13 protein-coding genes are annotated in these 11,175 nt (G+C 63.5%); 12 read left to right on the top strand and 1 reads right to left on the bottom strand.

Annotated features, from left to right (window positions below):
• Positions 1–80: 80 nt before the first annotated feature.
• The 10 genes from I6F35_RS15485 to I6F35_RS15440 are packed head-to-tail and all read left to right on the top strand — an operon-like array spanning position 81 to position 8,238.
• The gene (locus tag I6F35_RS15485) at positions 81–1,760 is read left to right on the top strand and encodes a GspE/PulE family protein (RefSeq protein WP_225118549.1); all 1,680 of its coding nucleotides are present in this window, start codon (positions 81–83) and stop codon (positions 1,758–1,760) included.
• Positions 1,761–1,764: 4 nt separating this feature from the next.
• On the top strand, positions 1,765–2,976 hold the full coding sequence (locus I6F35_RS15480; protein WP_225118548.1) for a type II secretion system F family protein: 1,212 nt from the start codon (positions 1,765–1,767) through the stop codon (positions 2,974–2,976).
• A 15-nt stretch (positions 2,977–2,991) separates the two neighbouring features.
• The gene (gene gspG / locus I6F35_RS15475; RefSeq protein ID WP_225118547.1) at positions 2,992–3,507 is read left to right on the top strand and encodes a type II secretion system major pseudopilin GspG; all 516 of its coding nucleotides are present in this window, start codon (positions 2,992–2,994) and stop codon (positions 3,505–3,507) included.
• The gene (locus I6F35_RS15470; protein ID WP_225118546.1) at positions 3,500–3,964 is read left to right on the top strand and encodes a type II secretion system protein; all 465 of its coding nucleotides are present in this window, start codon (positions 3,500–3,502) and stop codon (positions 3,962–3,964) included. The genes gspG and I6F35_RS15470 overlap by 8 nt, the downstream gene beginning before the upstream one ends.
• Positions 3,945–4,349, top strand: a complete 405-nt coding sequence (locus I6F35_RS15465; RefSeq protein ID WP_225118545.1) for a prepilin-type N-terminal cleavage/methylation domain-containing protein — start codon at positions 3,945–3,947, stop codon at positions 4,347–4,349. The genes I6F35_RS15470 and I6F35_RS15465 overlap by 20 nt, the downstream gene beginning before the upstream one ends.
• Positions 4,346–5,056: a prepilin-type N-terminal cleavage/methylation domain-containing protein gene (locus I6F35_RS15460; RefSeq protein ID WP_225118544.1), complete on the top strand. Its 711-nt coding sequence runs from the start codon at positions 4,346–4,348 to the stop codon at positions 5,054–5,056. Before I6F35_RS15465 ends, I6F35_RS15460 begins: the two co-directional genes overlap by 4 nt.
• Positions 5,056–5,970, top strand: a complete 915-nt coding sequence (locus I6F35_RS15455; RefSeq protein WP_225118543.1) for a type II secretion system protein GspK — start codon at positions 5,056–5,058, stop codon at positions 5,968–5,970. The genes I6F35_RS15460 and I6F35_RS15455 overlap by 1 nt, the downstream gene beginning before the upstream one ends.
• A complete protein-coding gene (locus I6F35_RS15450) occupies positions 5,970–7,043 on the top strand; it encodes a PilN domain-containing protein (RefSeq protein WP_225118542.1) in 1,074 nt (357 codons plus the stop codon). The genes I6F35_RS15455 and I6F35_RS15450 overlap by 1 nt, the downstream gene beginning before the upstream one ends.
• Positions 7,040–7,603 carry a type II secretion system protein GspM gene (gspM, locus tag I6F35_RS15445; protein ID WP_225118541.1) on the top strand — a complete coding sequence of 188 codons (564 nt, stop codon included), beginning with the start codon at positions 7,040–7,042 and terminating at the stop codon, positions 7,601–7,603. The genes I6F35_RS15450 and gspM overlap by 4 nt, the downstream gene beginning before the upstream one ends.
• On the top strand, positions 7,603–8,238 hold the full coding sequence (locus tag I6F35_RS15440) for a hypothetical protein (protein WP_225118540.1): 636 nt from the start codon (positions 7,603–7,605) through the stop codon (positions 8,236–8,238). The genes gspM and I6F35_RS15440 overlap by 1 nt, the downstream gene beginning before the upstream one ends.
• Here the strand turns inward: I6F35_RS15440 and I6F35_RS15435 are convergent, their stop codons facing one another.
• On the bottom strand, positions 8,239–8,880 hold the full coding sequence (locus tag I6F35_RS15435) for an A24 family peptidase (protein ID WP_225118539.1): 642 nt from the start codon (positions 8,878–8,880) through the stop codon (positions 8,239–8,241).
• Between the two features lie 78 nt (positions 8,881–8,958).
• On the opposite strand from I6F35_RS15435, the gene I6F35_RS15430 reads away from it, so the two are divergent.
• Complete coding sequence (locus I6F35_RS15430; RefSeq protein ID WP_225118538.1) at positions 8,959–9,750, top strand: EfeM/EfeO family lipoprotein; 792 nt, start codon at positions 8,959–8,961, stop codon at positions 9,748–9,750.
• The gene (locus tag I6F35_RS15425; protein ID WP_225118537.1) at positions 9,747–11,123 is read left to right on the top strand and encodes a cytochrome c peroxidase; all 1,377 of its coding nucleotides are present in this window, start codon (positions 9,747–9,749) and stop codon (positions 11,121–11,123) included. The genes I6F35_RS15430 and I6F35_RS15425 overlap by 4 nt, the downstream gene beginning before the upstream one ends.
• Positions 11,124–11,175: the final 52 nt, after the last annotated feature.

Genomic DNA, 11,175 nt, shown 5'->3' with positions numbered 1-11,175 from the left:
GTATGCCTGTCACACTTCGGATCGATAACGACACGCCTGACGTCTGCGCTGCTCCAAACCAAATGACGGAAAAAGACGAAATGGCCAGCGATCGGTCCTCGCAGTTCGTCGACCATCTCCGTCAGAACAAGCATTTGACGCCGGTTGATGGGGATGCGGGACACGCGGGACAGAGCGGCGCCGACCGCCGCCACCACAAGCTTTGGGAGATCACCACTCTCTCACCGGTCGAATTTGCCGACGAGGCCGCCCGTTTTTTTGAGCTGGGCCGCGTGAGCCTGCAGGAGATGATGTCGGCCGCGCCGCTCGTGACATCGTTCTCGCAGCGCTTCCTGCGCGAGACCATGGTTTATCCGTGCGCCACCTCCGATGGCGCGATGGTGCTTGCGGTCGTCGATCCGACCGATCAGGCGACACAGCGCGCAGCGCAGATCGTGCTCGGCACCGCGATCGCGATCAAGATCGCAACCTCGGAGGACGTCGCCGTCGTCCTGGATCAACGGTTGAATATCGGTGACACGGACGCCGCCGAACCGGCGGCGGCGCTGCCGCGCGAAGATGATATCGAGAGCCTGCGCGATCTTGCGAGCGGCGCACCGGTGGTCCGCGCGGTCAATGACCTCATTGAAAAGGCCGTAGAGCTCCGCGCCAGTGACATCCATATCGAGCCGTTCCTCTCCGGCCTCGTGGTTCGCTTGCGTATCGATGGCCTGCTTCGTCCGGTGCCGGCGCTATCCGGCGTGCTGCCGCAAGCCGTCATCTCCCGCATCAAGATCATCGCCAATCTCAACATCGCCGAGCGCAGGCTGCCGCAGGATGGTGCGGCGCGGCTGCGGGCAGGACGTTCCGACATCGATATCCGCGTCGCGATCATGCCGATGCAACACGGCGAGTCGGCCGTCATTCGCATCCTGCCGAAGGATCGCGGGTTGCTGGTGGTGGAAAAACTGGGATTCTCGGCGCCCGACGAAAGCAAGCTGCGGCGGCTGCTCGAATTGCCGCACGGCATGATCGTCATCACCGGTCCGACCGGCAGCGGCAAGACGACGACGCTTGCAACGATCCTCTCAATCCTCAATGAGCCGACGCGCAAGATCCTGACGATTGAGGATCCGGTCGAGTACGAAATTCCCGGCGTCAATCAATCCCAGGTTAAGCCCGCGATCGGCCTGACCTTCGCCACCGCGTTGCGCTCGTTCGTGCGCCAGGACCCGGACGTGATCATGGTCGGCGAAATCAGAGATTCCGAGACCGCGCATGTCGCGGTCCATGCGGCGCTCACCGGCCATCTCGTGCTGACGACGCTGCATACCGAGACGGCAGCCGCGGCGGTGCCGCGCCTGCTCGACCTCGGCGTCGAGGGCTATCTGCTTCGATCGGTCCTGCGCGGCGTCATCGCGCAGCGTCTTGTCCGGCAGCTCTGTGAACGCTGCAAATCAGGACGGACGCTCGAGCCCGCTGATCTTGCCGAGGATCCGCGGCTTGCTGCATTCGGGTTCCGCGCCGGCGAAACGATCCAGGAACCTTGCGGGTGCGAACGTTGCGGCGGCATCGGCTATCGCGGCCGGCTTGGCGTGTTCGAACTGCTCGAAATTTCCAACGAGCTGCGCGAGCTGATCGGGGAGAGGACCGACGGATTGAAGATCGATCAGGCGGCGATCCGTGCCGGCATGACGACAATGCTCGACGACGGGATCGCCAAATGCCGCGCCGGGCTGACGTCGCCCGCCGAAATTCTCCGCGTCACGACCATCCGGTGACCACGTGCCGAATTTCCGTTACCGCGCGCTGACCCAGAACGGCGAGATCGTGAACGGCACGATCAGCGCGCCGACGGTGGCCGAGGTCGCGCGCCGGATCGAATATCTGCGGCTCCTGCCGATCGAAACCATAGAGGACAAACGGGCTTCCCCCAATGCGGCAGGTCTCGGCCTGTTTGGCCGGCCGAGCGCCGCCGAGATCACCACGTTCACGCGCGACCTTGCGCTGCTGCTCAAGGCGGGCGCTCGCCTCGACGATGCGTTGGAATTGCTGTCCGGCGATGCCGATGTCGGGCGGATGCGCCCCATAGTGGCGAAGATTCGGGCGGCGCTGCTCGCCGGCGAAAGTTTTGCCGATGCAGTGGCGGATCATCCCGCTTTGTTTTCACCGATGTATGGCGCCTTGGTGCGCGTCGGCGAAGTCTCGGGCACGCTCGATTCCGTGCTTGAGATGCTAGGCGCGGAGCGCGCGCGTTCCGAACAGATGCGGCGGAAACTCACCGACGCCATGCAGTATCCCGCCTTCGTCCTGGTCGCGGCGTCAGGCGTGATGCTGTTCTTTCTGCTGTTCGTGTTGCCGCAATTCTCCACCGTGCTTGGGGATTTCGGCGCGAAGTCCGATACGGCGCTCGCCACCTTCATCCAGTTGTCCGATTTCCTGCGCGCCAATGCGACGGCAGCCAGCTTGATCGCGGCCACGGCCATCGCGGTCGGCTGGTGGCTGCTACGGCAGGCAGGCGTGCGGGCCGCAATACTGAACGCGCTGTCGCAGTTGCCCCTCATCGGCAACATCTTTCAATTCTATCGCGCCAGCCTGTTCTGCCGCAATCTTGGTGTCCTGCTCGGCAGCGGCGTCAATCTCACGGCCACTTTGCGTATCCTGGTTGACATCATGGCGGTGACGGGAAGTGAAACGAGCTGGACGGCCGCTGCCGACCGCGTCCGGCATGGCGGAAAATTGTCGGAAGCCCTTGCCGTTGCCAACAGCCTGCCGCCGATGGCCGTCCGCATGCTTCGCTTAGGTGAAGAAACCGGGCAATTGCCGGTCCTGGCGGGACGGGTCGCCGAATTCTACGAGGCAAAATTGCAGCGCAGCCTCGATCGCATCGTCGGCATCGTCGGACCGCTTGCGATCATCACCATCAGCACCGTCGTCGGCGGATTGATCGTGTCGGTGATGACGGCGCTGCTGTCGGTCACGCAACTTGTCGGCTAGAGCAGGGGTTTCATCATGATTTCGCTCAAGAGCATCGCTGAATTGCTCGTCGCCCGCTTCGGGCATGGGGCCGCGCGCGCCAGAAACGAGCACGCTTATCTCGGTCAAGAGGGCTTCACGCTGGTCGAGATGCTGGTCGTGATTGCCATCATCGGCCTGATCATGGGCTTGATCGGCCCGCGCGTGCTCAACTATCTCAGCGAGTCCAAGGTCAAGGCCGCGCGCATCCAGCTACAGAGCTTTTCGAGTGCGCTCGATCTGTTCTATCTCGACGCCGGACGCTTTCCTTCGACCGCGGAGGGACTTGCCGCGCTGGTGCAGCGCACGCCGGGACTTGCCGCGTGGAACGGGCCATATCTGAAGGGCGGCAATGTTCCGAAGGATCCCTGGAATCACGCCTACGTCTATCGGTCGCCTGGGGAGCACGGTCCCTACGACATCGTCTCCTATGGTGCCGACGGCCAGGAGGGGGGCAGCGGCAACTCCGCCGACATTTCTCTCGAAAAGACGACGGCCGCCCGAGATGAATGACGTCACGCAGCGCGGCTTCACTCTGCTGGAGATGGTGTGTGTGCTCGCCATCATCGCATTGCTGGCTGCCGTGCTGCTGCCGTTCATTCCACGCCAGACATCGCGGTCGCGACTGCAGGCCTACGCGCTGCAGACCGCGACGCTCCTGAAAGCGGACCGCAACGCCGCCATCAACCGCAATACCAGCATCGCGACCCTGGTCGATGCGCCGAGCCGCGTGATCCATTCCGGTTCATCGCGGTCGACGGTCCGCATTCCCGAGGACGTACGCTTCGATGCGCTGTTGCCGCAAACCTGCCAGCGTCAGGCGGCGCTGTCGACCATTCGCTTCTTCGCCAACGGCAGTTCGTGTGGCGGATCCATCGCGCTGACGCGGCTCGACGCCGGCTACGAGATCCGCGTCAACTGGCTCACCGGAAGGGTCGAGGTTGTTCCCCGTGACAACGCCGCCAACTGATCGCCCAGATGCAGGCTTCACGATCATCGAAGTGCTGGTGGCGCTGGCGGTGGTGGCCGTCTCCATTATCGCGATCGGCACCGTCATGGCCGGCAACATGCGTGGCGTGCGGGCATTGGAGCAGCACGTGGCGCTGATGCAGGCGGCGCGCACCTTGATAACCGTGGGCGTTCCGCCTCGCGCGGAATTGCAGCAGGGCACCTCGACGGGCCAGGCCGAAGGCTATCGCTGGACCATCGACGTCAGTCCGCTCGGCGATGATTGGAACGTTCCGGGCGCCAATGTGCCGTGGACGCCAGAGTTAGTGCGGATTCGCGTCAGGTCGCCGACGGGTGCGCTATCCGATGTCCGGACCGTGCGCTTGGTGCCGAGGCCATCGGAATGAGTCCAGCATCGGCAACGCGGCGCGCGCGCGAGCGCGGATTTACGCTGATAGAGACCATCGTCGCGCTGGCGCTGATGGGGCTCCTGCTGTCGGCGCTCGCGAGCATCACCGCGCAATGGCTGCCGAACTGGAACAGAGGATTTGGCCGCATCCAGCGCAGCGAGCTGACCGGCATCGCGCTGGAGCGGATTGCTGCGGACCTGGCTGCGGCCGAATTTGTTCCCGCCAACCGCGATTCGCGTCGTCCGCTGTTCGACGGATCGGAATTGTCGGTCATGTTCGTGCGAACGGCGGTCGGCCCGAATGCCGGGCCGGGACTCGATGTCGTGCGTCTCGGTGAGACCAGGGAGCGCGGAGAATTCGTCACCGTGCGCTCGCGGGCGCGCTTCACACCGCTGCCCATTGGTCTATCGCTGTCGGAACAAACACATCTCGGCGATCCGGTGGTGCTGCTGCGCGCGCCCTTTCGTCTGTCATTCGCCTATGCCGGCCCCGATCATGTCTGGAAAAGCACGTGGCGAAACGCCGACCGGCTGCCGGCCATGATCAAGCTGACGGTGCGTGATGCCGCGAGCCAGCGCGTGTTGTCGGTCTCGACGATCGCGCCGGTTCATGTCCAGCTGCCGAGCGATTGCACGAAGCCGGATGGCCAATGCGACGACAACAAGAGCAGCGCGCAAGGCGCTGCCGAGCCGGGGAGGACGTGATGACGGCGATCGGCGCACGTAAATGCTCAGCCGAACGCGGCTTCGTCATCGTGGCCGTGTTGTGGATTCTCGCGGCGCTCGCATCCCTCGCCATGGTCTTTGCCGCCTATTTATCGGCGTCCACGCGGGCGATCGCGGTCAATGTAACCGCGCTGCAGACCGAAGCGCTGGTGTCCGCCAGCCTCGAGCTGACCGCCTACCAGCTGGCGCTGGCGGACGAATCTGCCAAGCCTCCGCAGGGAGCCTTTCACTTCCGCATGGATGATGCGAGCGTCCAGGTTGCCTTCATTTCGGAAGCTGCCCGAATCGATCTCAATCTTGCTCCGAAGGAAATGTTGGCCGGCCTGTTTACCGCGCTCGGCGCCGGCAAGGATGCAGCTATCGAATATGCGGATCGGGTCGTCGGCTGGCGAACCCGTCCCGTTCCCGGCAGCGCGAACGAGGAGGAAGCACGTTACAATTCGGCCGGCTATTCGCCGCGGCAGGCGCCTTTTACCCACGTCAATGAACTGGCGCTGGTGGTCGGCGTGCCGGCCGCACTGGTGGAGCGTGCACTGCCGTTCGTGACGGTGTTCAACGGATCTCCCGATGTCGATCCGGCGATCGCGGCGCGGGAGGTCATTGAGGCGATGCCCGACAAATCCGCGAACAAGCAAGCCCCGTTCGGCGGTAGTTCGGTCTCGCTGAATGCCGCCCGGCCGGCGTCGCCACCGTCTGATTCAGCGAAGAACGATGCGTCGACGGCCAAGAGTCCTTGCTACCGCGTCGAGACCACGATCCGTTTTCGCAACGGCCGCCGCACCACTTCGGAGGTCGTGATCGCCATGGGCGACAAGATCGAACCCTATCGGGTGCTGTCCTGGCAGGATGACGTCGCACCGCGAAACGCGGTTTCGCGCCGCGGGAGCACGTGATGGCGATGATCGCGCAGACCAGGCAATGGTTCGAACTATGGATCGCAGCGGCTGCCGGCGCGGTCGACAGCATTGCGGACAGACTGGTGCGTCAGCGCTGCATCCAACTTGACGAGAATGCCGACGGCACGTTCACCGGGAGCATGATTGCATCGAAGGACAGCCAGGCTCCGACAGCTCTCTCCTTCCGGATGCAGCATGGCACGCCGGAGCCGCCGTTGCCGGCGCAATGGAGTGCGGCGTTCAAGGGCAGCCGCGTCGAGGTGCAACTGCCCGCTGATCATGTCATGACCCGTGTGCTCGACTTCCCCAGGCGGGCGGCCGACTTTCTCGAGGGCATGATCCGCTCGCAGGTCGACCGCCTGACGCCATGGGCCGCGGACGAGGCCGTCTTCGGCTGGAGTTCGCCAGTTCCAGTAGCTGAGGATCGGATCGAAGTCGCTTTCAGTGCGACTTCGGCGTCGAAGGTCGATCCGTTGCTGCAGTTGGCCGACAGGCTCGGCGCTGCCTCCGTTGCCGTCCACGCCCCGGCCGCGGGCGCCGGCGACGTGCCAATTCGGATAAAGCTGCTCGACAGGCGGCTTCGTAGCATGGCGGGGCCGAATGTGCCGCGTCTGTTGCGTATCGCCCTGATCTCGACGGCCGTTGCCGCCGCTGCGTCGTTGTTCCTGAGCATCTATCTCGGCGGATCGTTGCAATCCGAGCAGGATGATATCCAGCAGCGGATTGCGCAGCGCCGCGCGGCTTTGCGGGTTGATGCCAATAGCATGGCATCCGGCATCGGCCTGTTGGCAAAACGCAAGCAGACCACGCCGTCGAGCGTGATGGTGCTGGAAGCGCTCTCGCGCGTGCTGCCCGACACGACCTATGTGACGGAGCTGCGCATCGAAGGCGACAAGGTGCAGGTCGTCGGCATGACCCAGGACGCGCCATCGCTCATCCGCCTGATGGAACAGTCGCCGCAGTTCACCCGCGCCACATTCTTCGCGCCGACCACCCGCGCCGCGAACGAGTCGGGCGAGCGCTTTCATGTCGAGGCCAATATATCGGCCTATTTTGGATCCGGCTCATGAACGCATCAGCCCGGTCATTGAAGGCAATCAGCACCTCGCCGTTCGTGGCAGCCGCGAGCTATGTCGGGCTGCTGATCCTGCTGCTGTTCGTGGCGATATCGTCGATATCCGATCTTATCGGTCAGCGTAGCGAACTCGCCGCATCGTCGGCAATGCTGGCGCAGTTGGAGGGCCGCGCGCCCAGGGCGGGCGGCGCCGCCGGTGAGGCGATGCCGGCAGGTTCGGCCTATCTCGAAGGCGCCACGGTCACGGTTGCCGGAGCCACGTTGCTGCAGCGCGTGGCGGGCTCGGTGACGAAATTCGGCGGCAATGTCTTGTCGACCCAGCTCGATGTTCCCAATACGCCTGCGAAGGCCGGCTTCATCAGCATGGTCGCGAGCTTTGAAATCGAGCAGCAGCAGTTGCAACAGGTGCTTTACGACCTGGAGGCCGGCATGCCGTTTCTGTTCATCGACCAGCTCGTCGTGCAGACCATCCTCGATGGGGCGAATACGGGCGACGGCCCGGGCAAGCTGCGCGTGCTGCTGGGTGTCTCCGGACAATGGCGGGGGGCCAGGTGATGCGTTTGGCAGTCATCGCCTTCCTCCTGGGCTTAGCATTGTCAGTCCAATCCATGGCCGCCGCGCCTGACACATCCGGCGATGCACTGGATGCCGGGCTGTTGGATGACACGCGGCTCGGCGGGCCGGTCCTGACATCGCCGCCACCTTCCGAACCGGGGACGACCGTGCGCGCGGCTCCACCATCGGCGGCGCCGGTCCGGCCACTGAGTGCCAATCCATTATGGGGCATTCCGCTCACGCAACTCTCCAACACACGCGAGCGCCCGGTGTTCTCGCCCTCCCGGCGTCCGCCGCCCGTGGCGGTCGCCGAACCTGTCGTTGCCAGGCCACCTCCGCCACCGCGGAAGAAGGAAGTCGAACCTCCGCCGCTATCGCTCGTTGGCACCATCGCCGGAGACGAGGAAGGCTTCGGCATCTTCCTTGATCAGTCGACCAATGCTGCGCTGCGGCTAAAAGTCGGCGAAGATTTTCAGGGCTGGAGGCTGAGTGCGATTCGCGGGCGGGAAGTCACCATGGAAAAGGATGAACAGGGTGCCGTGCTGACACTGCCGCCGCCGGGCGGCGAGGGTGGTGGCGAGGTCCATCTCGTGCCGGTGAGCACGATCAGAACGTCCAATATGACGCGCCGTTAGCTAATTCATCCCGAGCCATCGCTGGAAAGCCGGCGTCAGCAACAGGCCCAGCGCCAAGAACGGGCCGAATGGCATCGATGTCTGGCGCTTCATCTGGCGCCCGGCGAGTTGCAGGCCGCCAGCCGCCGCAAGCGCCGTCAAGGTGGCGATCGAGAGCAGCGTTGGAATTCCGGTGATCCCGACCCAGGTCGCGGCGGCTGCGAGAAATTTGACATCGCCGAGCCCGAGCCCCTCGGTCTGCCGCAGGACAAAATAGAGCCGCCGCAACGACCAGAAGATCATTGCAACCGCGGCGGCTTCACCGAGCGCCGCCAAGCCGTCGATCGGGTTCCCGAAGGCCATGGCTTGCGCAACGCCAAGGATGGCAATCGCAAGATTCAAGCCATCCGGAATGATGCCGCGGCGAAGGTCGATCAATGCCAACGCGCAGCACAGCACGCAAAGGGCGGTATAGAATCCGAGGAACTGCACCGCTTCACTGTCGATTGGCATGATCGCTACGATGAATGACGAAGTGTGTGAGTGCTTACCACAGAATTTCATTCGTGCTGACAGCTCAATTTTCAAGCAATGAGTACAAGTACGGATCGAGCTTTCGAGAATGTGATCGTCGGAAAAACTTCCCACAGCAGAAAACCGCAACGTGCAATCGGCCTGTCACAAAACCGCATAGGAAGCTGACAATATTTCCCGTCGCTGCGAGCGATAGCTGATGCGTGAATGACGGTGAACAAAATGCGAGTGGCGACATGTCTTGCTGTGCTGGTGATGTTGAGCGGTGTGCGTTGCGCAGATGCTGCAGTGCTTGATGAGGGCGCCGAACGCTATCGGCCGTACATGATCGAAGGCATTGGCAGCGCCTTGGCGGGCGCACGAGCGCTGCGCGAAAGAGCTGCAGCGGGGGATCTCGCGGGCGCGAAAAAAGCCTGGGTTTCGGCTCGCGCCGGTTGGGAGCGTTCGGAAGTCTTTACGACCGGCTTTGTGCCTGAGCTTGACGCGCAGATCGACGCCTGGCCGAACGCCGACAGCGGGTTCCATGCCATCGAAGCGAAATTGTTCGGCGCCGGCCAGACCGACGTCGACAAGGATGCCGCTGCGTTGGTGGAGCACCTGAACGATCTTCACGTCAAGCTCAAGGACATGCAGCTCACGCCGCAGGGATTGCTGGATGGTACGGCGCGGCTCGCTTATGAGGTCGGGGAAAGCAAGGCCGACGGCGGCGAATCCCGCATCAGCGGCACCTCGCTCGACGACATGCGCAACAACATCGCCGGCATCGATTTTGCTTACCACACGATTTTCTCCGCTGCCCTCAACACGGCGGATGGCAAGCTCGATGAAATGGTGACGACGCGAATCGAGCTGCTGGAAGCGATCGTCGCGGCGCCCGACCTACCGCATGTCGATATCGCCCGGCTGCGCCAGACCAGCGAGGAACTGGTGGTGACGCTGCAGACGGCTTCCGCAAAGCTTGGCTTGCAGCGGCCGACGCTGGAGGCCCAGGTGCGATGACCTCGCCTTGGCTTCGGCTCGCGGCGCTCGCGTCCGGTCTGCTTGTCGTCGCGTCGCTTGGACGCGCGCTGGCTTTTCCCGTCGATGGCAACCAGACCGTCCTGCCGACAAAGACCGAGCTGAACGAAGACGCGCTCGACAAGCCCCGCGAGGTGTTTCAATCCGAGCGCGCCGGCGCGAAATCGTACATGGTCAACCTCGGCGACCTCGCGTTCAATTCGCCGGCGATCCTCGGCGACGTAGCGCGGCAAGCCGGCGTGAGCTGCGGCACCTGCCACGTCAACGGCGCAGGCAACGCCAAGTTCTTCATGCCGAAGATGTCGACGCGGCCCGGCAACTTCGACGTCACCGGACCATTGTTCAATCCGAAGGCGAACAATCTCGTGCTCGATCCCGTGAGGATTCCGAGCCTGCGCGGTGCGCGCTATCTCGCGCCCTATGGGAGCGATGGGCGATCGGCCTCGCTGCGCGACTTCATCCGCAACGTCATCGTCAACGAGTTTGCCGGGCCCGAGCCGTCGTCGGCGATCATCGATGCCATCGTCGCCTATGTTCAGGACATCGACTTCCTGCCTAATCCGAGTCTCGGTCCAGGCGGCCGGCTGGTCGGCAAAGTCAGCGAGTCCGAACGTCGCGGCGAAGCCTTGTTCTCCAAACCGTTTCCGCATGATCCCGCCTTGAGCTGCGCCGGCTGTCATGTGCCGTCGGCGGCCTTTATCGATCACCAGCAGCACGACGTCGGTTCCGGCGGCCTGTTCAAGACGCCGACCCTGCGCAACGCGGATTTCAACGCACCCTATTTCCACGACGGTCGCTTCGACAGCTTTGATCAGGTCGTCGATCATTTCGACCGTGCGTTCGATCTTGGCCTGTCGGCGCAGGACAAGCATGACCTCGTGGCCTATCTCACCGCCATCGGCGATGGCGTGCAGCCGTATGAGCGCGACGGCGCCGGCGCGACGCTGAAGGAAATCAACGACTTCAACACGGTGCTCGCGACCGCAATCCCCTCGGGCGACAAGGCGGTCGTCGCGCTGGCCGTCGACACGATCGGACAGGAACTGCGCGAGCTGACTGAGAGATACCCGGATCGAAAGAACACCAGTGTGTCGGGCGGCGAGCAACAACGCGTCCTGGCGCGCAACAGTCTCAAGGAACTCGTCCTCATGCTGCGGCGAGTAGACATCGCCGTAGCCGAAGGCCGCACTGCTGACGCTGCAACCGAATTCAGGAACTATCGCTATCTCATGGCCGCGGCTGTCCCTGCTTTATTAGCGGGCGCTGAACCATGGTCGCTGTTCAATCAGAATGTGCATGATCAGCACTACGCGGCGCTGCGCCAGGTGATGCAGTCGAAACATCTGTCTCACTAGGCTATTGCCGCGGGGCGTGAATTCGCCTCCGCTGAAATTCTCTCGCGATCGC

Origin of the sequence: Bradyrhizobium sp. BRP22 (assembly GCF_020194175.1) — a bacterium.
Lineage (GTDB): Bacteria > Pseudomonadota > Alphaproteobacteria > Rhizobiales > Xanthobacteraceae > Bradyrhizobium.
Note: the sequence above shows the minus strand (reverse complement) of the source record. Positions and strands in the feature narration are given on the sequence as shown.

Excerpts from the sequence above, each read along its gene's own strand:
- I6F35_RS15485 (WP_225118549.1), top strand. The coding sequence starts at position 81 with ATGGCCAGCGATCGGTCCTCGCAGTTCGTCGACCATCTCCGTCAGAAC.
- gspG (WP_225118547.1), top strand. The coding sequence starts at position 2,992 with ATGATTTCGCTCAAGAGCATCGCTGAATTGCTCGTCGCCCGCTTCGGG.
- I6F35_RS15470 (WP_225118546.1), top strand. The coding sequence starts at position 3,500 with ATGAATGACGTCACGCAGCGCGGCTTCACTCTGCTGGAGATGGTGTGT.
- I6F35_RS15460 (WP_225118544.1), top strand. The coding sequence starts at position 4,346 with ATGAGTCCAGCATCGGCAACGCGGCGCGCGCGCGAGCGCGGATTTACG.
- I6F35_RS15455 (WP_225118543.1), top strand. The coding sequence starts at position 5,056 with ATGACGGCGATCGGCGCACGTAAATGCTCAGCCGAACGCGGCTTCGTC.
- I6F35_RS15450 (WP_225118542.1), top strand. The coding sequence starts at position 5,970 with ATGGCGATGATCGCGCAGACCAGGCAATGGTTCGAACTATGGATCGCA.
- gspM (WP_225118541.1), top strand. The coding sequence starts at position 7,040 with ATGAACGCATCAGCCCGGTCATTGAAGGCAATCAGCACCTCGCCGTTC.
- I6F35_RS15440 (WP_225118540.1), top strand. The coding sequence starts at position 7,603 with ATGCGTTTGGCAGTCATCGCCTTCCTCCTGGGCTTAGCATTGTCAGTC.
- I6F35_RS15430 (WP_225118538.1), top strand. The coding sequence starts at position 8,959 with ATGACGGTGAACAAAATGCGAGTGGCGACATGTCTTGCTGTGCTGGTG.
- I6F35_RS15425 (WP_225118537.1), top strand. The coding sequence starts at position 9,747 with ATGACCTCGCCTTGGCTTCGGCTCGCGGCGCTCGCGTCCGGTCTGCTT.